Source organism: Actinoallomurus soli, assembly GCF_024055715.1.
Taxonomy (GTDB): Bacteria; Actinomycetota; Actinomycetes; order Streptosporangiales; family Streptosporangiaceae; genus Actinoallomurus; species Actinoallomurus soli.
Genome location: NZ_JAMXMV010000008.1, coordinates 184,811 through 206,546, shown reverse-complemented (window position 1 = coordinate 206,546; position 21,736 = coordinate 184,811). Strand labels below are relative to the sequence as shown.

The 21,736-nt window shown below is 71.5% G+C and carries 24 protein-coding genes; 12 read left to right on the top strand and 12 right to left on the bottom strand.

The genetic code is table 11. The features are described 5' to 3' along the window. Positions 1 to 41 precede the first annotated feature (41 nt). From NDW01_RS21605 to NDW01_RS21595, 3 genes are all read right to left on the bottom strand, one after another. On the bottom strand, positions 42 to 1,139 hold the full coding sequence (locus NDW01_RS21605; RefSeq protein ID WP_252823074.1) for a D-alanine--D-alanine ligase family protein: 1,098 nt from the start codon (positions 1,137 to 1,139) through the stop codon (positions 42 to 44). A gap of 106 nt (positions 1,140 to 1,245) precedes the next feature. Then, on the bottom strand, positions 1,246 to 2,250 hold the full coding sequence (locus tag NDW01_RS21600) for an NAD(P)H-dependent glycerol-3-phosphate dehydrogenase (protein ID WP_252823073.1): 1,005 nt from the start codon (positions 2,248 to 2,250) through the stop codon (positions 1,246 to 1,248). Then, entirely contained in the window at positions 2,247 to 3,083 is an 837-nt protein-coding gene (locus NDW01_RS21595) for a lysophospholipid acyltransferase family protein (protein WP_252823072.1), read from the bottom strand. The genes NDW01_RS21600 and NDW01_RS21595 overlap by 4 nt, the downstream gene beginning before the upstream one ends. An 80-nt stretch (positions 3,084 to 3,163) precedes the next feature. Between NDW01_RS21595 and cofC the strand changes: the two genes are divergently transcribed. Together cofC and NDW01_RS21585 are read left to right on the top strand one after the other, a co-directional pair. Next, complete coding sequence (gene cofC, locus NDW01_RS21590) at positions 3,164 to 3,832, top strand: 2-phospho-L-lactate guanylyltransferase (protein WP_252823071.1); 669 nt, start codon at positions 3,164 to 3,166, stop codon at positions 3,830 to 3,832. A gap of 177 nt (positions 3,833 to 4,009) precedes the next feature. Then, a complete protein-coding gene (locus NDW01_RS21585; RefSeq protein WP_252776191.1) occupies positions 4,010 to 4,210 on the top strand; it encodes a hypothetical protein in 201 nt (66 codons plus the stop codon). A gap of 64 nt (positions 4,211 to 4,274) precedes the next feature. On the opposite strand, the gene NDW01_RS21580 is transcribed toward NDW01_RS21585, so the two are convergent. The 3 genes from NDW01_RS21580 to NDW01_RS21570 form a co-directional block, all read right to left on the bottom strand. Next, positions 4,275 to 4,559: an HU family DNA-binding protein gene (locus NDW01_RS21580; RefSeq protein WP_252776189.1), complete on the bottom strand. Its 285-nt coding sequence runs from the start codon at positions 4,557 to 4,559 to the stop codon at positions 4,275 to 4,277. A gap of 108 nt (positions 4,560 to 4,667) precedes the next feature. Beyond that, complete coding sequence (locus tag NDW01_RS21575) at positions 4,668 to 4,895, bottom strand: SCO5555 family protein (RefSeq protein ID WP_252823070.1); 228 nt, start codon at positions 4,893 to 4,895, stop codon at positions 4,668 to 4,670. A gap of 123 nt (positions 4,896 to 5,018) precedes the next feature. Beyond that, positions 5,019 to 5,258 carry a hypothetical protein gene (locus NDW01_RS21570; RefSeq protein WP_252823069.1) on the bottom strand — a complete coding sequence of 80 codons (240 nt, stop codon included), beginning with the start codon at positions 5,256 to 5,258 and terminating at the stop codon, positions 5,019 to 5,021. Positions 5,259 to 5,552: 294 nt separating this feature from the next. Between NDW01_RS21570 and NDW01_RS21565 the strand changes: the two genes are divergently transcribed. The 5 genes from NDW01_RS21565 (at position 5,553) to NDW01_RS21545 (ending at position 11,073) form a co-directional block, all read left to right on the top strand. Next, positions 5,553 to 6,308 carry an amino acid ABC transporter permease gene (locus NDW01_RS21565; protein WP_252823068.1) on the top strand — a complete coding sequence of 252 codons (756 nt, stop codon included), beginning with the start codon at positions 5,553 to 5,555 and terminating at the stop codon, positions 6,306 to 6,308. Positions 6,309 to 6,310: 2 nt separating this feature from the next. Beyond that, positions 6,311 to 7,132 (top strand): amino acid ABC transporter ATP-binding protein, encoded by an 822-nt coding sequence (locus NDW01_RS21560; protein ID WP_252823067.1) that lies wholly within the window; start codon positions 6,311 to 6,313, stop codon positions 7,130 to 7,132. A gap of 27 nt (positions 7,133 to 7,159) precedes the next feature. Beyond that, positions 7,160 to 7,981, top strand: a complete 822-nt coding sequence (locus NDW01_RS21555) for a substrate-binding periplasmic protein (RefSeq protein WP_252823066.1) — start codon at positions 7,160 to 7,162, stop codon at positions 7,979 to 7,981. Between the two features lie 18 nt (positions 7,982 to 7,999). After that, positions 8,000 to 9,895 (top strand): CocE/NonD family hydrolase, encoded by a 1,896-nt coding sequence (locus NDW01_RS21550; RefSeq protein ID WP_252823065.1) that lies wholly within the window; start codon positions 8,000 to 8,002, stop codon positions 9,893 to 9,895. Positions 9,896 to 9,990: 95 nt separating this feature from the next. Then, positions 9,991 to 11,073 (top strand): ArsR/SmtB family transcription factor, encoded by a 1,083-nt coding sequence (locus tag NDW01_RS21545; protein WP_252823064.1) that lies wholly within the window; start codon positions 9,991 to 9,993, stop codon positions 11,071 to 11,073. A 542-nt stretch (positions 11,074 to 11,615) separates the two neighbouring features. On the opposite strand, the gene leuD is transcribed toward NDW01_RS21545, so the two are convergent. After that, on the bottom strand, positions 11,616 to 12,206 hold the full coding sequence (leuD, locus tag NDW01_RS21540; protein ID WP_252823063.1) for a 3-isopropylmalate dehydratase small subunit: 591 nt from the start codon (positions 12,204 to 12,206) through the stop codon (positions 11,616 to 11,618). 14 nt (positions 12,207 to 12,220) lie between these two features. Beyond that, positions 12,221 to 13,618 carry a 3-isopropylmalate dehydratase large subunit gene (gene leuC, locus NDW01_RS21535; protein ID WP_252823062.1) on the bottom strand — a complete coding sequence of 466 codons (1,398 nt, stop codon included), beginning with the start codon at positions 13,616 to 13,618 and terminating at the stop codon, positions 12,221 to 12,223. A 76-nt stretch (positions 13,619 to 13,694) separates the two neighbouring features. On the opposite strand from leuC, the gene NDW01_RS21530 reads away from it, so the two are divergent. The 3 genes from NDW01_RS21530 (at position 13,695) to NDW01_RS21520 (ending at position 16,221) form a co-directional block, all read left to right on the top strand. After that, entirely contained in the window at positions 13,695 to 14,408 is a 714-nt protein-coding gene (locus NDW01_RS21530; protein ID WP_252776182.1) for an IclR family transcriptional regulator, read from the top strand. 73 nt (positions 14,409 to 14,481) lie between these two features. After that, on the top strand, positions 14,482 to 15,180 hold the full coding sequence (locus NDW01_RS21525; RefSeq protein ID WP_252823061.1) for a MerR family transcriptional regulator: 699 nt from the start codon (positions 14,482 to 14,484) through the stop codon (positions 15,178 to 15,180). A 9-nt stretch (positions 15,181 to 15,189) separates the two neighbouring features. Then, the gene (locus NDW01_RS21520; protein WP_252823060.1) at positions 15,190 to 16,221 is read left to right on the top strand and encodes a helix-turn-helix transcriptional regulator; all 1,032 of its coding nucleotides are present in this window, start codon (positions 15,190 to 15,192) and stop codon (positions 16,219 to 16,221) included. A gap of 295 nt (positions 16,222 to 16,516) precedes the next feature. Here NDW01_RS21520 and NDW01_RS21515 read toward each other — a convergent pair whose 3' ends face one another. After that, the gene (locus NDW01_RS21515) at positions 16,517 to 17,428 is read right to left on the bottom strand and encodes an SDR family oxidoreductase (RefSeq protein WP_252823059.1); all 912 of its coding nucleotides are present in this window, start codon (positions 17,426 to 17,428) and stop codon (positions 16,517 to 16,519) included. A 92-nt stretch (positions 17,429 to 17,520) separates the two neighbouring features. On the opposite strand from NDW01_RS21515, the gene NDW01_RS21510 reads away from it, so the two are divergent. Next, complete coding sequence (locus NDW01_RS21510) at positions 17,521 to 18,423, top strand: hypothetical protein (protein WP_252823058.1); 903 nt, start codon at positions 17,521 to 17,523, stop codon at positions 18,421 to 18,423. 127 nt (positions 18,424 to 18,550) lie between these two features. Here NDW01_RS21510 and NDW01_RS21505 read toward each other — a convergent pair whose 3' ends face one another. After that, the gene (locus tag NDW01_RS21505; RefSeq protein ID WP_252823057.1) at positions 18,551 to 19,456 is read right to left on the bottom strand and encodes a helix-turn-helix domain-containing protein; all 906 of its coding nucleotides are present in this window, start codon (positions 19,454 to 19,456) and stop codon (positions 18,551 to 18,553) included. A 125-nt stretch (positions 19,457 to 19,581) separates the two neighbouring features. Beyond that, entirely contained in the window at positions 19,582 to 19,818 is a 237-nt protein-coding gene (locus NDW01_RS21500; protein ID WP_252823056.1) for a DUF397 domain-containing protein, read from the bottom strand. A 203-nt stretch (positions 19,819 to 20,021) separates the two neighbouring features. On the opposite strand from NDW01_RS21500, the gene NDW01_RS21495 reads away from it, so the two are divergent. Then, positions 20,022 to 20,525 (top strand): ATP-binding protein, encoded by a 504-nt coding sequence (locus NDW01_RS21495; RefSeq protein ID WP_252823055.1) that lies wholly within the window; start codon positions 20,022 to 20,024, stop codon positions 20,523 to 20,525. A 99-nt stretch (positions 20,526 to 20,624) separates the two neighbouring features. Here the strand turns inward: NDW01_RS21495 and NDW01_RS21490 are convergent, their stop codons facing one another. Beyond that, on the bottom strand, positions 20,625 to 21,650 hold the full coding sequence (locus NDW01_RS21490; RefSeq protein WP_252823054.1) for a DUF2332 domain-containing protein: 1,026 nt from the start codon (positions 21,648 to 21,650) through the stop codon (positions 20,625 to 20,627). Between the last annotated feature and the right edge of the window lie 86 nt (positions 21,651 to 21,736).

Sequence of the window (21,736 nt, the reverse complement as noted above, 5' to 3'; positions counted from 1 at the left end):
GCCGTACGGGCCCCGGACGCGCGCCCGGGGCCGTACCGGCGCTAGCGCAGGCCGAGGGGGCGGGCCAGGGCGGTGCGGATCCAGCGGTCGACCAGGGCCGGGTAGTCCAGGCCCGTCGCCGCCCACATCTTGGGGAACGCCGAGGCGGGCGTGCAGCCGGGCATCGTGTTGATCTCGTTGAGGATCAGCCGGCCGTCCGGCGTGTAGAAGAAGTCGACCCGGGCGAGCCCCTCGCAGCCCAGCGCGTCGAACGCCTGCACCGACAGCCGCCGGACCTCTTCGATCACCGCCGGCGGGAGCTTCGGCGGGATGTCGAGCGCGAGGCCGTCGTCGAGGTACTTGGCCTCGAAGTCGTAGTAGTCGTGGCCGGAGCCCACGCGCACCTCTGCGGGCAGGCTGGCCTCGGCCGGCTCGTCGTCCAGCCCTTCGAGCACCCCGCACTCGATCTCGCGGCCCGGGACGGCCGCCTCGACGATCACCTTCGGGTCGTGCTCGCGCGCGGCCTCGACCGCGGCCTCCAGCGCGTCCTCCGACTCGACCTTGGAGATGCCCATGCTCGAGCCCGCCCGCGCCGGCTTGACGAACACCGGCCAGCCCAGCTCCTTGATCTCGTCGACGACCTGCTTGCGCTCCCGCCGCCACTGCCGGTCCTTGACGACGACGTACGGGCCGACGGGCAGCCCGCAGCCCTGCCAGACCAGCTTCATGTACGCCTTGTCCATGCTCGCGGCGCTCGCGAGCACCCCGGCCCCGACGTAGCGCACGCCCGCCAGTTCGAGGAGGCCCTGAATCGTGCCGTCCTCACCGTACGGGCCGTGCAGCAGCGGGAGGACCACGTCGACGTCGCCGAGCGTGCGCGGCACCTGCCCCGGCTCCACGACGACCAGGCCACGGCTGTCCGGGTCGAACGGCAGCGCCAGCGGCAGCCCGTCCTCGGCGACCTCCGGCAGCTTGCCGTCCTCGATGGCGAGCCGCTGGTCGGACGCGAGCACCCACCGGCCGTCGCGTGCGATCCCGATGGGGATGACCTCGTACCGGTCCTTGTCGATCGCGGCCATCACGCTGCCCGCGGTGAGACAGGAGATCGCGTGCTCCGAACTACGCCCGCCGAAGACGACGGCGACCCGGATCCTGCCCATCGATCCACCTCTTCTCACCTGCACCGACAGTCGCGGGCACCGACATTACACGTCATTTCGTCTCGTGATGTTCTTCCCCGCTCGACGGGAAAGAGGTGCCCTGCGATCAGACGCCGTAGCGTTCGGGCTTCGGAGTGCGCGACATCAGCAGCCGACCGGCGTCGGCCGGGCTGAGCCCGCCGTGCATGACGGCGACGATGGCCTCGGTGATCGGCATCTCGACGTGGTGACGCCGCGCCAGTTCGAGGATCGCGTCGCAGGACTTGACGCCCTCCGCCGTCTGCCGGGTGACCTTGACGACCTCCTCCAGGCTCATCCCGCGCCCGAGGTTCTCGCCGAACGTGCGGTTCCGCGACAACGGCGAGCTGCACGTGGCGACGAGGTCGCCCATCCCCGCCAGCCCCGCGAACGTGTGCTGGTCGGCGCCGAGCGCCGCGCCCAGGCGGGCGATCTCGGCCAGGCCGCGCGTCATCAGCAGCGCGCGTACGTTGTCGCCCATGCCCATGCCGACCCCGATGCCGACGGCGAGGGCGATGACGTTCTTCACGGCGCCGCCGAGCTCGCAGCCGATGACGTCGGAGTTCGTGTAGGCGCGGAAGTACGGCGTCATGCAGGCGAGCTGCAGCTTCTGCGCGGTCGCCTCGTCCACGCACGCCACGGCCGCGGCCGAGGGCTGCTCGGCGGCGATCTCACGGGCGAGGTTCGGGCCCGTGATCACCGCGACGCGCTCCTCGGGCACGTCGGCCACCTCGCGGATCACCTCGCTCATCCGCTTGCAGGTGCCGAGCTCGATGCCCTTCATGAGGCTCACCAGCACCGCGTCGGCGGGCAGCAGCGGCCGCCACTCCGCCAGCCCCGGCCGGAGCGTCTGGGCGGGCACGGCCAGCATGACGTAGGTCGCGCCGGCGAGCGCCTCGGCGGGGTCGGTGGTGGCGGTCAGCCGGTCCGGGAGCCGTAGATCCGGCAGATAGTCGGGATTCTCATGCCGGTCGTTGATCGCCTCGACCAGCTCCGCGCGGCGCCCCCACACCGTGACGTCGCCGCCCGCGTCGGCCACCACCTTGGCGAAGACGGTCCCCCATGACCCTGCCCCGAGCACCGCGATCTTCAAGAGGCCTTGGCCTCCTTGCCCGTGTCGGTCCCGTCGGTGTCCGCGGCGTCCGCCGCGTCGGTACCGGCCGCGGCGTCGGCGCCGGCCGCGGCCGTGGCGTCGGCGTCGGCGCGCTTCTCGGCGCGCTTGGCGCGGGCCGCCTCACGTGGGTCGTACAGCTTCTCCGGCGCGGGCTCACCGCGCAGCTCCCCGAGCAGGTCGGCGATGGCCCGCATGATGTCGGCCGTCGCGGCGTTCAGCGTCTCCGCGTCCAGGGGACGGCCCTCGTACTTCGACAAGTCGACCGGCGGACCGGCGATGACGTGCATCGTCTTGCGCGGGAACGGCCGGAACCTCTTGGTGCCGTACGGCCAGAGGATGTGCGCGCCCCAGTGCGCCACGGGGATGACCGGGACGCCGGTGGTGAGGGCCATCCGCGCGGCGCCGGTCTTGCCGGTCATCGGCCACAGGTCCGGGTCCCGCGTGCAGGTGCCCTCCGGGTAGAAGATGACGCACTCCCCCGCGCGCAGGCCCTTCTCGGCGTCCCGGAGCGCCAGCGCCGCGTCGGACCGGTCGCGGTAGACCGGGATCTGCCCGGTCCGGCGGATGATGCGGCCGATCACCGGGGCCTTGAACACCCCGGCCTTGGCCAGGTACACCGGGAAGCGGCCGGCCTTGTAGATGAAGTGGGCGAGGGCCAGCGGGTCGGACCACGACAGGTGGTTGACGGCGATGATCACTCCGCCCTTGCGGGGGACGTTGTCCTGCCCCTTCCAGTCCCGCTTCAACAGCGTGAACAGCAGCGGCCGCAGGATCCCCACGACGATCGCGCGCCAGACGGGCGATTGACCCATGCCCTCCTCCTCACTTCGTCCCGGCCGTGCCGGGGGTGTCGTCAAGTGTCGCGGGTGTTTCCGCGTAGTGTCGACCCACGATGTCTGGTACCCATCGCCTCATGTGGATGCTCGTCGTGCCGGTCAAACCGCTGGCCCGCGCGAAGTCACGGCTGTCCGGCGCCGTCGGCCCTCACCGGGAGCGGCTGGCGCTGGCCATCGCGACCGACACCGTATCCGCCGCACTGCGATGCCCGCGGGTCCGGGGGGTCGTGGTGGTCACCGACGACCCGGTCGCCGCGCCCGCGCTCGAGGCGCTGGGCGCCCACATCGTGCCGGACGAACCGGACGCCGGGCTGAACCCTGCGCTGGTCCACGGCGTCGAGCGGGCGCGGTCGCTGGCACCGGAGGCCGGTGTCTGCGCGATGTCCGCCGACCTGCCGGCCCTGCGGCCGGCCGAACTCGACCTCGTCCTGGCGGCCGCCGAGGACGCGCCGAACGCCTTCCTGCCCGACCTCGCCGGGGTCGGCACCACGCTGTACACGGCACGGCCCGGTGCGGTGTTCGCGCCGGCGTTCGGAACGGACTCCCGCGCCCGGCACCGGTCCCTGGGTGCGCGGGAGCTCACGCTGGAGGAGGTCCTCAGCGTGCGTCAGGACGTCGACACGATCGACGACCTGCGGGCCGCACTCGTCCTGGGGGTGGGCCCGCGGACGGCGTCCGTGGCGCCTCTGCTGCCGGTTCCCTGCCCGTCGGCCCCATCGGACTGACCTCGCGCGGGCCGGTCACGGCGCGACTGTGGGATCCAGGCAGCGTGCGGGCCGGTCACGGCGCGACTGTGGGATCCAGGCAGCGTGCGGGCCGGTCGCGGCGCGACGGCGTGGGCCAGGCGGCCCGCCGGCGGCTCGGTACCGGCCTGCCCGCGCGGACGCTCTAGTCTGTGCGGCATGCAGGGCACGGTGAAGGCGTACGACGCCGAGACGCGGACCGGCAGCGTGCTGCTGGACGACGGGAGCGAGATGGCCTTCGACACGGCGGCGTTCGAGGCCGGCGGCCTGCGGCTGCTGCGGTTCGGGCAGCGGGTCAACCTCGCGGTCGAAGGCGACCGCATCACGGTGATCACACTGTCGACGTTCCCGCTGCCGTAGAAGCGCCCCGGGGACCACGACGGCGCCCGGCGGAGTGGCTCCGCCGGGCGCCGTCGACACGCCGTTATTCCTTCTTGGCGCCGGCCACCAGGTTCTTGAAATCCGAACCGGCCTTGAACTTCGGAACCGAGGTCGCGGGGACATTGATCGTGGCGCCCGTCGCCGGGTTCCGGGCCTCGCGAGCGGGCCGATCGGCCTTCTCGAAAGATCCAAAACCGGTGATGGCCACCTTCTCACCCTTGGCCACGGTCTCCTGAATGGTGTCCAGGATGGCGTCGACCGCTTCGGTCGCCGCTTTCTTGCTGCCGACTCGATCGGCGATCGCGTCGACGAGTTCGCGCTTGTTCATGGGTTCGCTCCTCTTCCCCCTTGCTCGCTCGAAACTAGGGGACCTCAGGGCATCTATACAATCACCCATGGCAGGTGTTTGCGCCTGTGTCGCAGGTAGAAGCGCCATTCAAGATGCGTTTTCATCGTCATCAAGCTCGATCATGAAGGATTCGAGCCGCTTGACGGCCAGCGCCGGGTCCCGCTTGGCGAGATCGGTGATCAGCAGAAGTTGCCTGGTCAGCCGCGGTTTACGCACACCCGGGAGGTCGGCCACCCGCGTGTGCGCCTCACGCAGCCGCCGGGCGAGGGCGTTGAGACGCGGGTCGTCCCACGCGGGGCCAGACGGTGTTGCCATCATCACACCTCGTCACTGATTCCCACGGAGGCACGCCGTGGGGTCGCGAATCGAGTAGGAGGGCGGGGTCGCCCGGCCCTCCTCTCACACCACCGGACATGCGGGCCCGCATCCGGCGGTTCGTCAAGCCGTGGTTTTGAGCCTGTGCCAGGTCTCGCGGAGTCCGATCAGGCCAAGGTCTTTCCAGTGCTCGTTGGGCAGGACCTGAAGGACGGGCGACCCGGCGATCCGCCAGTATCCCCTGCTGCTGGTCGCCCACTCCCGCGCGTTGCGGTCGGGGATGCCCAGCTCCCGGATCCGGCCCCGCGCCATCAGCACATCGAAGTCGACCCGGTCGAAGAACCGTTCCAAATCGACGTCCACGACCCACTTCAGGCCGTCAACACTACGGGTTCCGCAGGCCACTCCTTCCCGTCCGGCTCGTCGTCCGCGACTCGACGGCCGCCCCCTGCCGCTGACCGCGCCCGCGCCGGGCGACAGGGCGGGCGGACACGATCGCCGTGTGCCCCGGTGGCGGGCACCAGGGCTCAGACGGCCGCCCGTTCGTAGGATCACAGTTATCGGTTAGGCGCAATCGTCCCGGTCAGCGGCCTGAGCCGCGCCTATGCTGCGAAACGCCGACGGCGCCCGGGGCGAACGGCGAATCATGAGATCGGAGTGGCCGTGCACGACTTCTTCCATACCTTCTTCGACTGGTCGGAGATAGCCGGCGTTCTGCCCTCACTCCTCGGGGAGGGACTGCGGAACACCCTCCTGATCGCGGTGCTCGCGATCCTCTTCGGCCTGTCCGGCGGCATGCTGCTGGCGGTGCTGCTGCTGTCGCGTAAGCGACTGGTCCGGCTCCCGGCCCGGATCTACGTGGACGTGTTCCGGGGACTGCCCGCGATCGTGACGGTGAGCCTGATCGGCCTGGGCCTACCGGCGGCGGGCATCCGGCCGTTCGGGCGCAGCCCGCTCGGGTACGCGGTGGTCGCCGTCGGCCTGATCTCCGCGGCGTACTGCGCGGAGATCTTCCGTGCGGGCATCCAGGCGGTGCCCGCCGGGCAGATGCAGGCGGGCCGCAGTCTCGGCATGTCCTACCTGAAGACCATGCGGCTCGTCATCGTGCCGCAGGGTGTCCGCAACGTCCTGCCCGCGCTGACCGGGCAGTTCATCGTGGACGTCAAGGAGAGTTCCCTGGTCTACCTGCTCGGCCTCGGCGCCGGGCAGCGCGAGCTGTATTTCATCGCCCAGGAACGCCAGGCCGCCAGCTACAACGCGTCCGCGCTCGTCGCCGCGGGGCTCTGTTACCTCGCGATCACCATCCCGCTGACGTACCTCGTCAACTGGCTGGACCGGCGGATGCGGGAGGGCCGGCCCGTGCGATCGGGCGCGGAGGACCTGCGGCCCGAGCCGGCGCTCGCGGAAGGATGAGCATGACGACGATGCCCGGCCGACCGGCCTTTCCCGACGAACCTTTCCCGACCGACCGACTCCGACCGACCTCCCGGCCGGCCCCAGCCCACTTCAGCCCGGCGATCAGTGTCCGGGACCTGCGCAAGTCGTACGGCCGCACCGAGGTGCTGCGCGGCGTCACCTTCGACGTGACGCCCAGCGAGGTGCTGTGCGTCCTCGGCCCCTCGGGGTCGGGCAAGTCGACCATGCTCAAGTGCCTCAACCTGCTGGAGAAGCCGACCGCGGGCAGCATCGTCGTCGGCGATGTGACCCTCACGGACCCGGACGTGGACATCGACGCCGCGCGGACCCGGATCGGCATGGTGTTCCAGCACTTCAACCTCTTCGGCCACCTCACCGCGCTGGACAACGTCACCCTCGCGCTCCGGCACGTCAAGAGGATCCCCAAGGCGGAGGCGGAGCAGATCGGGCGTGCCCAGCTCGAGCGGCTCGGCCTCGGCCAACTGGCCGGCCACCGGCCCGCGAACCTGTCCGGCGGGCAGCAGCAGCGGGTGGCGATCGCGCGGAGCCTCGCGATGCGGCCCGAGGTGATGCTGTTCGACGAGGCGACCTCCGCACTCGACCCCGAGCTGGTCAAGGAGGTGCTGGCGGTCATGCGCGAGCTGGCCGGATCCGGCATGACCATGGTCGTCGTCACCCACGAGATCGGCTTCGCCCGGGAGGCCGCCGACCGCGTGATCTTCATGGACGAGGGGCTGATCGCCGAGGACGGCGAGGCCCGCGCACTGCTGGACGACCCGCCGAGCGCCCGCTTCCGCGAATTCCTCGCGCAGGTGCTCTGAACCCCCACCACCCCCGAAGGAAGAACAATGATCAGAATCCGGGTGCTCGCGGTCGGCGCGGCCGCCGCCCTGTCCCTCACCGCCTGCGGCGGCGGATCCTCGAAGAACGACCCGTACGGCCTGGAGACCGCGGGCACCATCGAGGCGGCCGTCTCCACCGACCAGCCCCCCTTCGCGACCGCATCCAAGGCCGGCGCGCCGCAGGGGTACATCGTCGACATCACCGACGAGGTCGCCAAGCGGCTCAGGCTCAAGGTGAACTACAAGGCCAGCACGGTCCCCGCCGCGCTGCAGGGGCTGACCTCGGGGCAGTACGACCTGGCCGCGAGCGGGCTCGGCGTCACCGCGGAGCGTCAGAAACAGGTCGCCTTCACCAAGGCGCTGTACTGGAGCACCACCGCCGTCGTCACCCGGAAGGACGAGAGCGCTTCCCAGGTCACGGACTTCCGCGGCAAGAAGGTCGGCGTGGTGACCGGCGCCGTGCAGGAGGCGTTCGTCGAGCAGAAGATGCCCGGTGCCCGGAAGGTGCAGTTCGCGAACCAGAACGCCGCCGTTTCGCAGCTGCTGTCGGGCAACCTCGACGCCTTCGTGGTCGGCGGCCCGGACGCCGAGGCCTACCTCAAGCAGTACACGAAGCTGAAGATCGCGCTTTCCGCCCCGGTCGACCACCCGACGTCGATGGCGGTGCAGAAGAAGAACACCAAGCTCCTCCAGGCGGTCGACGGGCAGCTCACCGCGATGGTCGGCGACGGCACCTTTCTGCGAATCTACAAGAAGTGGTTCACCGAACCACCGGCGGACGGCCTCGTCGCCACGTGGCCCGCGCTCAAGAGCCAGCTGGGGAGCTGAGCCGGCCAGATGACATCGGTGAACACGGAGCCGGCAGCGGATCGGATTCCGCTGCCGGACGGGGGCTCGGTGTGGCGGCGGGCCGTACGGACCCCGATGCGCGACGGCGTCGAGCTGGTGGCCGACCTCTACACCGCCGACCCGCGGCCGCGGCGGCGCCCGGTGCTGCTGGAACGCACCCCGTACGGACGGCGGACCCGCCGCGAGTCGGACGGCCTCGACCGCGACGGCCGGCCGATCATGCCGGCCGAGTCCGCCGCCTACTTCGCCCGGCAGGGGTTCAACGTCGTACGGCAGGACTGCCGGGGACGAGGGGACTCCGGCGGGACGTTCGTGAAGTACCTCGGCGAGGCCGAGGACGGCTACGACACGGTGGAGTGGATCGGCGCGCAGGACTGGTGCGACGGTCAGGTCGCCACCACCGGCGTCTCCTACTCCGCCCACACGCAGACCGCGCTGGCCGCGCTGTCTCCGAACCACCTCGCGGCGATGTTCGTCGACTCCGGCGGGTTCGCCAGCGCGTACGAGACCGGGATCCGCATGGGCGGCGCCTTCGAGCTCAAGCAGGCCACGTGGGCGTACCGGCACGCGCTGAACAGCACCGCCGCCCAGCGCGACCCGGTGGTCGCGGCCGCCCTGCGCTCCCAGGACCTGCGTGCCTGGTTCCGTGTCACGCCGTGGCGGCGCGGCGCGTCACCGCTCCGCGCGACGCCGGAGTACGAGGACTACCTGCTGCACCAGTGGGAGCGCGGTGCGTTCGACGAGTTCTGGCAGCAGCTGGGCCTGTTCGGCCGCGGCTACTACGATCGGTTCCCCGACGTGCCGAGTCTCCATATGGTGAGCTGGTATGACCCCTATGTCCGGACGGCCGTCGAGAACTATCAGCGGCTCGGTGCGGTCCAGTCCAGCCCCGTTCACCTCGTGATCGGGCCGTGGACCCACGGCGCGCGCAGTGTCCCCCACGCCGGGGACGTCGACTTCGGCCCCGAGGCGACCCTCGACGGCAACCTCGCTGCCGACTACCTGGAGTTCCGCGCCCGCTGGTTCGCCCGGCACCTCGGTGTACAGCCGGATGACGTGGGGGCCCCGCCGGAGGAGCCGGTCGACCCGCCGGTCCGGTACTTCGTGATGGGCGGCGGCAGCGGACGGCGCACCGCCGATGGCCGCCTCGACCACGGCGGGCACTGGCGAGCGGCCGGAGATTGGCCACCGCCGGAGGCGACGCCGCTCCGGTTGTACCTGCGGCAGCGGGGGGAACTCAGCACCGAGCCGCCGACCGCGGGCGTCGATGACCGGCTGGAGTACGACTTCGACCCAGCGAACCCGGTGCCGACGATCGGCGGGCAGGTCACCTCCGGCGAGCCCGTGATGGTGGGCGGGGCGTTCGACCAGACACCGACGGAGGACACCTTCGGTTGTGAGCCGCCCTACCTTCCCCTAGCGAGCCGGCCGGACGTACTGGTCTTCCAGAGTGAGGCGCTCGAACGGGACATCGTGGTCGCCGGGCCAGTGGAGGTGCGGCTCTCGGTGTCATCGAGCGCGCCGGACACCGATTTCACGGTGCGGCTCATCGACGTGCATCCGGCCAACGACGACTATCCCAACGGCTATGCGATGAACCTCACCGACGGGATCCTCCGCTGCCGGTACCGTGACTCCTACACGGAACCGTCGCCGATGCGACCGGGCGAGGTCTATTCGATCACCGTGACGGCGCCGGACACCGGCAACCTGTTCGCGGCGGGGCACCGGATCAGGCTGGATGTGTCCTCCAGCAACTTCCCGCGCTTCGACGTCAACCCGGGGACCGGCGGGCCGGAGGCCACCGAGCGACGGCGGGTGGTCGCGGTCAACACCGTCCACCTCTCCCCGGACCACCCCTCGTGGCTGTCGGTGCACGTCCTGCCAGAGTGAGCCGGGACCGAACCGGCTGCCGGAGTGGGCCAGGGCCGTATCGGGGTTGCGGGTGTGGCCCGGGGCCGTACCGATCCGCACCCTAATATGCAGGCGTGGTGGTAACGCTCGACGTCGATGAGGCCCTGCCCGTGCACTTCACGGCCGGGGCCTCACCGCTGTCCGAGCTGCTGGCCTGCCTGCACACGCTGGCCGAGCCCGAACACCACCCGGAGTCGCGGGCGTGGCTGGCGTCGGTGCGGGAGCGGCTCCCCGAGCCCGTCGTCGAGCGGCTGAACCACTACGCCCCACTGTGGGCGCGATACCGCTGCCGGCTGCTGTTCCCGCTGCGCGGACCACTGGACCGCGACCTGACCGCCGAGCTGCACACCCTTACACGCTGCGACCAGCGGATGTTCCTCTCGCTCGCGGCGAGCGGGATCCGCGGCACGACCTTCGAAGGTGCCGACGACCTGCAGGACGCCGCCCGGCAGGAGGCTTTCATCAAGGCCAGCGAGCGCCACTCCTTCTCGCGTGGCGAGCTCGCCCGCGCCCTGATCGACGACCCCGAGGCTTTCCGCGACGGACTGGTCGAAACGCTCACATGCTGCGCGGAAGCCTTCTTCGACGCCGAGTGGCGGCGTGTCGGTCCGCATCTGAAGGACACGGCAGCGCGGGTGCGCGGCCAACTGCGACGCGAGCCTCTGGCCACCGTCCTGGCCTCGGTCACCCCGACGGCCAGCGTCACCGAGCGGCCGACGCGTGTCCGCTACGACAAGCTGCAGTCGGCGTTCGGCAAGGTCAGCGACCACGGCTGCTTCCTTGTCCCCACCGTGCACGGCTGGCCGCACATCATCCTCAAACTGGACCCCGGCCTGCCGATCGTCGTGCACTTCGTGGGCGGTGACTGGGAGCAGCGCCCGGCGGTCTCGCAGTCCCTGATCCGCGACCGGCTCGCCGCCATCGCCGAACCCGGCCGCTTCGAGATGTGCCGGCACCTGCTCGGCGAGCCCATCACGACGTCAGAGCTGGCCGCCCGGATGGGCATCTCCGAGCCTCAGGTCTCCCGACATCTCAAGCGCCTGCGCCAGGTCGGCCTGGTCACCTCCCGCCGCGAGGGCCGCATGATCTACCACCGCCTGCACGCCCAGCTGCTCCTGGGCCTGGGCTCCGACGTACTGACGACGATCATGCGCTGACGGCGAGCCCCCGCGCCGGAGACGGCGCGGGGGCGGACGTCTTTCCGCGAGCGGACGTCTTTCCGCCGGCGGACGGTCTCGCCGGTGGTGGACAGGTCGCGGCGAAAGGACTCCGGGGCCTTCCAGACGGCGAGCATGGTGATCAGCGCCCCGACCATCACGTACCCGGCGACGAACGGCCACCGGGACCCGTCGGAACCGGCGAGGGCCGTGGCGACGAACGGGGTGAGACCGCCGGACAGGATCGAGGCGATCTCCCGGCGGGATTCGCCGGCCCCAGCTGAGCAGCTGGTGGTCCGGCGGCGTGTAGACATAGGCGAAGATCGCCGTGATGAGGATCTGGGCGGAGAAGCCGCCGGTGTTGGGCCAGGCGCTGAAGAAGCCGCGCCGGTTCGGGGGAGCGGACTCCAGCACGATGATCACCGAGCCGCTCCATTCGCCGCCGACGGCGAAGCCCTGCAGGAGCCGGAGGAGCAGGCGCACACGGCAGGAGGGGCCGGCAGCGTACGCTGCCGGCCCCTCCACCGTACGGGGACGTGCGATCAGGCGGTCACGGGGAGCCAGGGCTGCCGCTTGGCCTCGTAGTCGCCGATGGCGTCGGAGTGACGCAGGGTCAGGCCGATGTCGTCCAGGCCCTCCAGCAGCCGCCAGCGGGTGTAGTCGTCGATCTCGAACGTCTGCACGCCGCCCTCGTCGCAGCGCAGCTCGCGGGCCTCCAGATCGATGGTGAACTCCTTGGCGGGGTTCGCCGCGATCTTGTCCTGCATGCCCTCGACGACGTCCTCGGGGAGCTGGATCGGCAGGAGGCCCATCTTCGTGGCGTTGTTGCGGAAGATGTCGCCGAACCGCGCCGAGACGACGGCGCGGAAGCCGTACTGCTGCAGCGCCCAGACGGCGTGCTCGCGGGAGGAGCCGGTGCCGAAGTCGGGCCCGGCGACGAGGATCGACGCGCCCTGGTACTCCGGGCGGTTCAGCACGAACTCGGGGTCCTCGCGCCAGGCGGCGAACAGGCCCTTCTCGAAGCCGGTGCGGCTGACCTGCTTGAGCCAGACCGCCGGGATGATCTGGTCGGTGTCGACGTTGCTGCGCCGCAGCGGCACGGCGCGGCCCGTGTGCGTGGTGAAGGCTTCCATGGCTGGCTCCCGAATTACAGGTCGGCCGGGGCGGTCAGACGCCCGGTGACGGCGGTGGCGGCGGCGACGGCGGGCGAGACCAGGTGGGTACGGCCGCCCTTGCCCTGCCGGCCCTCGAAGTTGCGGTTGGAGGTCGAGGCGCTGCGCTCCCCCGGCTTGAGCTGGTCGGGGTTCATGCCCAGGCACATCGAGCAGCCCGCCTCGCGCCACTCGGCGCCCGCGGCGGTGAAGACCTCGTTCAGGCCCTCCTCCTCGGCCTGCGCCTTGACCTTCATGGAGCCGGGCACGATCAGCATCCGCACGCCGTCGGCGACCTTGCGGCCCTTGATCACCTCGGCCGCGGCACGCAGGTCCTCGATCCGGCCGTTCGTGCAGGACCCGACGAACACGGTGTCGACCGTGACGTCCCGCAGCGGGGTGCCGGCGGTCAGGCCCATGTACTCCAGCGCGCGCTCGGCGGCGGCGCGGTGCGTCGGGTCCGCGAAGGACGACGGCTCCGGCACGCTCGCGGCCAGCGGCGCGCCCTGGCCGGGGTTGGTGCCCCAGGTGACGAACGGCGTGAGCTCGGAGGCGTCGATGACGACCTCCTTGTCGAACACCGCGTCGTCGTCGGTGCGCAGCGACCGCCAGTACTCCTTGGCGGCCTCCCAGTCGGCGCCGGACGGCGCGTGCGGGCGGCCCTCGAGGTAGGCGAAGGTCGTCTCGTCCGGCGCGATCATGCCGGCCCGCGCGCCCGCCTCGATGGACATGTTGCAGACCGTCATACGGCCCTCCATCGACAGCGACCGGATCGCCTCGCCGCGGTACTCGATGATGTGGCCCTGGCCGCCGCCCGTGCCGATCCTCGCGATGATCGCCAGGATGAGGTCCTTGGCGGTCACGCCGTACGGCAGCTCGCCGTTGACCGTGACGGCCATCATCTTCGGCTTGCGCTGCGACAGCGTCTGCGTGGCGAGGACGTGCTCGACCTCGCTGGTGCCGATGCCGAACGCCAGCGCGCCGAACGCGCCGTGCGTCGAGGTGTGCGAGTCGCCGCAGACGATCGTCATGCCCGGCTGGGTCAGGCCCAGCTGCGGGCCGATGACGTGCACGATGCCCTGGCCGGCGTCGCCCATCGGGTGCAGCCGGACGCCGAACTCGGCGCAGTTCTTGCGCAGCGTCTCGACCTGGGTGCGCGACACCGGGTCGGCGATCGGCGCGAGGATGTCCGTGGTCGGGACGTTGTGGTCCTCGGTGGCGATCGTCAGGTCCGGGCGCCGGACCGTGCGGTTCGCCATGCGCAGGCCGTCGAAGGCCTGCGGGCTGGTGACCTCGTGAACGAGGTGGAGATCGATGTAGAGGACGTCCGGCTCGCCCTCGGCGCTCCGTACGACGTGCGCGTCGTAGACCTTATCCGCGAGTGTTCGGCCCATCACTCCACCTCTTCCGGTTCGGTAGCTCCTCTGACCGCGACTTGCATCTCAGATTCCGAGACGGCAGTATCGAAGCATGGACAACTCTAGCGGAGTCGGCGTGCTGGACAAAGCGGTTCTCGTCCTGAACGCCCTGGAGGCCGGCCCGGCCTCCCTCGCCCAGCTGGTGCAGACCACCGGCTTGGCCCGGCCCACCGCCCACCGGCTCGCCGTCGCGCTGGAGCACCACCGCATGGTCCACCGCGACACGCAGGGCCGGTTCATCCTCGGCCCCCGGCTGGCCGAGCTGGCCGCCGCCGCCGGAGAGGACCGCCTGCTCGCCATCGCCCAGCCGATCCTGACCCAGCTGCGCGACCTGACCGGCGAGAGCGCCCAGCTGTACCGGCGGCAGGGCGACGTCCGCGTGTGCGTCGCGGCGGCCGAGCGGATGAGCGGCCTGCGCGACACCGTCCCGGTCGGCAGCGCCCTGCCGATGACGGCCGGATCCGCCGCGCAGATCCTGCTGGCCTGGGAGGAGCCCGACCGCCTGCACCGGGGGCTGCGCGGCGCGAAGTTCACCGCCACGACCCTCGCGTCCGTACGCCGCCGCGGGTGGGCGCAGAGCGTCGGTGAGCGCGAGCAGGGCGTCGCCTCGGTCTCCGCGCCGATCCGCGGCACCGGCGGCCGCGTGATCGCCGCCATCTCGGTGTCCGGCCCGATAGAGCGTCTGTCCCGCGCGCCCGGCCGGATGCACGCCCCGCCCGTGCTGGCCGCCGCGGAGAAGATCTCCGAGACGATGCGCCGCGGCTGAGCCTCGGATACCGAGACCCGCAACCACGACTCCCCGGCGGCCGTACGGCGCTAGTGTCCCGGCAGGGGGGCGAATGAAGATCTCCGAGCTCAGCGACCGCAGCGGGCTGCCGGTTCAGACGATCAAGTACTACATCCGGGAGGGCCTTCTCCCGAAGGGCACGGCCACCGCGGCGACCCGGGCGGAATACGACGGGCGGCACCTGCACCGGCTGCGGCTCATCAAGGCGCTCCGGGAGGTCGGCGGCCTGCCCGTCGCGTCCGTCCAGCAGATCGTCGCCGCCGTGGACGACGACACCGTCGCGCTCCACCGGCTCCTGGAGGAGACGCAGTGCGCCCTCGGCCCGCGCGCCGAGCCGCAGCCCGAGGACCCCGACTGGCGGGCCGCCCGGCAGGACGTCGACGCGGTCGTCGCCGAGCTCGGCTGGCGCGTGCAGCCCGACGCGCCGGCCTGCGACCTGCTCGCGCAGGCGTTCGTCGCGCTGCGCCGGCTGGGCCTGCCGATCGTCCTGCGCGACCTGCGCCCGTACATCGAGGCCGCCGAGCGCATCGCCGATCACGAGGTCGGCGGGCTGTCGGTCGCCGAGGACCGCGAGACCGTCGTGCAGGCCGCCATCGCAACCAACGTCCTGTACGAACGGGTCCTGCTCGCGCTGCGCCGCATGGCCCAGGGGAACGCCTCGGCCCGCCGCTTCGAGGAGACCGGCGCTCAGCGCCGAGGATCCTCGTCGTCGTCACGACACGAACCCTCGGCGCACACCGGCGGGCGCTAACCTCGGGGCATGCGCGCGGCGCGGCTCATCTCCCTGATCCTCCTGCTGCAGGGCCGGGAGTCGATGACCGCCGCGGAGCTCGCCCGGCGGCTCGAGGTCTCCGAGCGCACGATCACCCGCGACATGCTGGCGCTCGCGGAGGCGGGCGTGCCGGTGTACGCCGACCGCGGCCGTGGCGGCGGGTACCGGCTGCTGGAGGGATACCGCACCCGGCTGACCGGACTGGGCCGGGCCGAGGCCGAGGCGCTGTTCCTGTCGGGGGTGCCCGGCCCGCTCCGCGACATGGGCCTGGGCGACGCCGCGCTCGCCGCCCGGCTGAAGGTCTCGGCCGCGTTGCTGCCCGAGCTGCGCGACGCCCCCGCCACCGCCGCGCAGCGCTTCCACCTCGACGCCCCCGCGTGGTTCCGGGACGCCGACCGGCCGCCACTGCTGCCGGAGCTCTCCCGTGCCGTATGGGACGACCGCGTCACGACAGTCCGCTACCGGCGCGGCGAACGGGTCGTCGAGCGCACCCTCGAGCCGTACGGCCTGGTGCTCAAGGCCGGGGTCTGGTACGCCGTCGGCCGCACGGGCGATCGGTGCCTGGTCTATCGGGTGGACCGGTTCGAGGACGTACGGACCGGGACCGAGCGGTTCGCCCGTGACGAGGGCTTCGACCTCGCGGCGTTCTGGGACCAGCGGGCGGAGGAGTTCGAGCGCTCGCTGCTCAGGGCGCGGGTCACCGTCCGGCTGACCCCGGCGGGCCTGCGGGCGCTACGGCACGTCGCGGATCCGGCCGCCCTGCCGGACGCCATGGCGTCGGCGAGCCCGCCCGACGGCGCGGGCCGGGTCACCGTCGTCCTGCCCGTCGAGTCCGCCGAGGTGGCCTACTCCCAGATCCTCCGCCTGGGCCCGGAGGCGGAGGTCCTGGCGCCCCCCGAGCTGCGGGCCCTCCTCGCGGACGCCGCCCGGCGGATGCACCGTCTGTACGCCGATTCCGGTGAAGCCCGGGATCAGCCGTCGACCCCGAGCGCCGACAGGTCCCCGACCGCGTCGGCGTAGTAGACCCCCTCGCCCACGTGAAAGGCGAGCTGCCGGAAGCTCCACCCTTCGCCCGGTGAGCGGTCGAGCCGGTCCGGCGTCAGCGAGTTCAGCCGGTCGGCCCAGATCCGGGCGAGCCGGGGTCAGCCGGCTCCTCGCCTCGTCCAGATCCTGCTCGGTGAAGGGTGCCAGATCGACCGGGGTCGTCACCGCCGACGCGTGCCACCGGTCGGGAATCGGCTGGCCGCCGGCCAGCCTCGCCTCCAGCTCGGCAAGGTGGTCGATCAGGTGGTCGGTAAGGATGGATGCGGGCGCATCAGCGGTAGCCGGTGTCATCGGCGGGGCGGCCGGCCTCCCGGACCTCGGTGATGTACCGCCAGGCGTCCGGCCGGGTGCCGTCGACATCCGTGAAGCCGTACACCTCCGCGAGTCCCCCGCTCGACAGCGTCCGGCCGCTCCAGCGGGCCACGCCGGGATCGGCGGCCAGCGCCGCGACGGCCCGGCCGACGTACGCCGGCGACTCGGAGATGCAGAAGTGCGGCTCCGCGGCGGTGGCGTCCCGCCAGGTCTCCTCGGTGACGCCGAACAGCTCCAGCATCGCCTCGGAGCGGAGCCAGCCCGGCGTGACCGCGACGGCCGTGCCGCCGTGCGGGCGCAGCTCCTCCGCCTGGGCGAGCGCCATCCGCTGCACGGACGTCTTGACCAGGTCGTAGAAGAAACCGGCGTCGGCGCGGTAGGCGGCGTTGAACTCCGCCGTCCCGTCCGTCATCTCGACGACCAGGCCGCCGGGCCTGCGGATGAGCAGCGGGAGCGCGCAGTGGCTCGTGATGGCGTGCGTGTCGATGCCGAGGCGGAGCATCCGCAGTCCCTCCTCCAGGGAGTGCTCCCAGAGCCGTCGGCCGAACCGGAGGTACACGTCGCCGCCCCAGACGTCGTTGACGAGCACGTCCAGCCGTCCACGCTCCCCGTCCATGCGCTCGACCAGGGCGCGCACCTGGTCGATCTCCAGGTGGTCCACCGCGACGGCGACGCCCTCGCCACCCGCCTTCGTCACCAGTTCGGCGGTCTCCTCGATCGTCTCGGGACGGTTCATCTCCGAGCGCCGCTCGCGCGTCGTCCGGCCGGTGACGTACACGGTCGCCCCCGCCCTGCCGAGCTCGACCGCGACCGCACGCCCCGCCCCGCGGGTGCCCCCGGCGACCAACGCGACCCTTCCCTGCAACGACATGCTCGCCCCTCTCGTGTCGTGTCGTGTCGCCGGGATGCTGGCAGCGAAAGCGGACACCTTGTGTCGCCTTTTCCAGGGGGAATCATGGAAGGGTGGACTTCGACACCGCCGCCGACCGGCTCTACGGCGTTTCCCCGGCCGAGTTCACCGCCACGCGCAAGCGGCTGGCCGGCGAGCTGCCGCGCGAGGACGCCCGGCGTCTCACCGCGCTGCGCCGTCCCACCGTCTCGGCGTGGGCGGTGAACCACCTGGTCCGTGACGGCGGCGTGGAGCCGCTGCTCGACCTCGGCGAGCGGATGCGCGAGGCGTGGTCGTCCGGCGGGGACGTCGGCGAGCTGGAGCGCGAGCGCGGCACGCTGGTCGACGGGCTGGTGCGCCGGGCGCGGGCGCTGGCGAAGGAGGCGGACCGGCCGCTCAACGAGGCCCAGAGCCGTGAGGTCGAGGACACGCTGCAGGCCGCCATCGCGGATCCGTCGGCGGCCGAGGCCGTACGGGCCGGGCGGCTGGAACACCCGCTGAGCCACGCCGGCTTCGGCCCGCTGGGGGCCGTGGCGCCGTCGGTGACGCAGCGCCGGGGAGCCGCGGCGCCGAAGGAAAGGCGCAAGAAGCGCGCCGCGCCGGAAGAGGACCCCCGCATCCGGGCGCGCCGGTTGGCGGAGGAGGCACGGGCCGCCGCCGAGCGGGCCGAGGAGGCCGAACGCTCGCTCACCCAGTGGCGGTCCGAGCGGGACGCCGCACGGGAGGCCGTGGCGGCCGCCGACCGGCGCCTCGAAGAGCTGGAAGGGAACGTCGGAGAGCTGGAGCGGCGCCTCGAAGGGCTGCGGCGACAGGTGAAGGCCGCCGAGGGGGAACGGGTGGAGGCCGACCGCCACGCGCAGGTCACCGAGCGGGAGTACGACCGCGCCGCGCGCACCGCCGATGACACCCGCCGTCACGCCGAGGAGGCGGACGCGCGCCGCCGCGTCGAGCAGGGCGGAAAAGCCGCAGGGCGCTGAAGCCGACCGCCCTGATGATCGGCGGCTTGCTGCATTTCGTCCCGTATTCGGACGGCCCGTTCGCGAGCGGCGCCGGCCGTGGGATCCGAATGGGCAGGCCCTGAGTCTCGAGGTCAGAGCCCTGAGGTCAGAGCTCCTTGAGGATGCGTCCGAGGGTGTCGCGGATGCGGGTGGCGGGCTCGGCGTCAATGCACAACCGCTCCATCACCGCCAGATAATCATCCACATCCTCACGCTTGTCCAAATACAACGCACTGGTCAACTGCTCCAAATACACCACATCCGGCAAATCCGGCTCCGCGAACCGCAAAATACTGAACGGCCCACCCGCCGCCGCATGACCCCCCAGATGAAACGGCACCACCTGCAACGTCACATGCGGCAACTCCGTCACCTCGATCAGGTGCTCCAACTGCCGCCGCATCACCGCGACCCCACCCAACGGCCGCCGCAACGCCGCCTCATCCACCACCGCCCAAAAATGCGGCGGATCCTCCCCCGACAGCAACGACTGACGCCGCATCCGCAACCCCACCCGCCGCTCCACCTCATGCCCCGGCGCATCCGGATGCCCCAGCAACGTCACCGCACGCGCATAATCCTCGGTCTGCAACAACCCAGGAACGAACTGCACCTCATACGCACGGATCCGAGACGCCGCCTCCTCCAACCCGATGTACACCTCGAACCAGCCCGGCAGAATATCGGAGTACGAATGCCACCACCCCGCCTCATTCGCCCGCTCCGCCAACGCCAGCATCGCCGACCGCTCCTCCTGATCGGCAACCCCGTACAAACTCAGCAGATCCGCCACATCCCGCGACCGGAACCGAACCCGCCCCAACTCCATCCGGCTGATCTTCGAATGCGACGCCCGGATCGCCTCACCGGCCTCCTCACACGTGATCCCCCGCGCCTCACGCAACCGCCGCAACTGCGCCCCCAGCACAATACGCAGCACCGTCGGACCACCACGATGATGACCGAACATGCTGCTCACGGCCTTCTCGCCATCAGGCGCAGAACCGATCATGCGCTCCCCTCAGGACACCGGAATCCGCCCAGTGTCCCACCGGAGGCACTGATTGCAAAGTGCTCAGGTCAACGCGACACACGCCCCGTCAGAGGGGCATGTGACGCCGCGCGTCCGCTGTGGCCTCAGAGGAGCATGTGGTCGAAGTCCCCGTCCTTGGCTCCCTGGATGAAGGCGTCGATCTCGGCGCGGGTGTAGAGCAGCGCCGGGCCGTCCGGGAAGCGGGAGTTCCGCACCGCGATGGCGCCGTCGGGCAGCTCCGCCAGCTCGACGCAGTTGCCGCTCGGGTTGCTGGCCCTGCTCTTGAGCCAGCTGACCTCGCGCAGCAGCGCCGCCGACATTCCGTTGTAGGCCTGATACATCTCGCCCCTCCTGGCCTCTGTCGTGAATGCCCGGTCGCGCCTCATGGCGCCGGCCGGGCGCCGCTCCCCCCATGTTGCACGCTCAGATGCACGTGCATTTGAGTGTGCAAGCGTGCTTGCATATGCACGACTTGAGGAGCAAGATAGCGGAAGCGGCGCACCGGGCGCCTCGCGACGAACACGACTTCCCCCAGGGTTCGCCAATGACCAAGTCTCCGCTCCGCGAGACCACCGGTATCCCCCTCGCCCACCGAGGTTGGGATGACTGGCTGACGCGTCTCGACAACCCCCCGCATCAGGTTCCCGAGCGCCCGTGGGTGGCGACCCGGAATCTGCCCGCGGAGGCCGAGTCACCGAAGATCGCCCGGCACGTCACGAAGACGACTCTGGCGGAGTGGAGTCTCGCCCGGTTCTACGACGACGCGTCCGTGGTCGTGTCAGAGCTCGTGACCAACGCGGTCCGCCACGGCCTGCGCTGCGGCGCCGACGCCGAAGAGGCCCTCCGGCTCGTCCTCGTCCGCTACCGCTGCCACCTGGTGTGCATGGTCACCGACCCGGCGGACCGGGCCCCGCGGATGCGGGAGCCCGACTTCGTCGCCGAGACCGGACGAGGCCTGCACATCATCGACGCCATCAGCAGGGCCTGGGGCTGGACTCCCCTGCTGGGCGGCGGCAAGGCCGTCTGGGCCGCATTCTCGATCGCCTGATCCCAGCCGCTCTCACCGCCACGCCGCTCTCACCGCCGCCCGACCGGTCCCCTTTCACCGCCGTTTCACCGTGATCCGGGCCGACGGTCCACGTCGCGGTCACCGGGCCGGCGGCTCGGCGATCCACTCGACGTGGCCATCGGCGATGGCGAGCCGTTCGGTGCCGTCGCCGTGTCGCAGGCGTAGCGCGAAGGCGACCCCGGCGAGATCGGGCTCCGCCTCCAGGGACAGATGGAACAGCGCGTGCGTCCGCCCGACGGCCGCGATCGTCTGGTCGAACCGATCGCGCCGGTCCGCCGCCACGTGCAGGCGGGTCGCGGCATGGAACACGACCACCGGCGTGCCTGCGGGCACCTCCGCGACGAGCCGCGGAAGCACCTCCACCGCGTCCCCGGCGACGGTCCTCGGCGGATCCGCGGCGACCACGCGCAGCGCCGCGTCCTGGAGGTCGGCCTGGGCGCGGTTCTCCGGCCAGATCAGCGCGCGGAGCCAGAGCCGCTCGTCCGGGTCGGTGACGTCCACCGGGTGCAGGTCCACGCCCACCCGATCGGCGATGGCCGGCAGGGGACCGAGGTCCGGCGCCGGCGCGGCGCCCTCCCAGCGGGTACGGATCTCGACCGGTGAGGCGGGTTCCCCCCACGTTCGCCCGCCGAAGTCGTAGTGGTACTCGTCGAACCGCAGCAACAGACCCGCGCTGCAGCCCACCTCGATCACCGTGACGGGCTCGCCGGTCAGGCGGGCGACGCGAGCGAGCCCGAGCCGCAGGGCCGTCGCCCGCTTCACCACATTCGTCTGGACGAGGCGGCCGTGCATCAACTCGACGATGTCCGCTCGCCGGGTAAGGCAGAAGTCGGTGAACGCCGGGCCCGGATCGTCCTCCGGCGGCCGCGCCGCACCCGTCGTGGGATACCAGGCCGCCAGGTCGTGCGAGGGATCGCGGAGCAGCAGATAGTGCGCGGAGGCGAACAGCAGGTTGGAGGGAAGCTGCCCGGGGCGGGCCTCCGCCGCGATCGCCAACAGCCGCTCGTCCGCCGCGACGACCGCGCCGAGGCGGCCGTAGAGCGGCGAAGTGGCGAACTGGGACGGGGCGGCCTCGAACAGCCGAGCCAGGTCGTCAAAGGGCATACCGCGATGCTGGCCAGGGTCGTCGATACCGGTCAACATTGATTTTCGTCAACATTGCTTCCGCCGTCGACCTGATCACCAGCGAT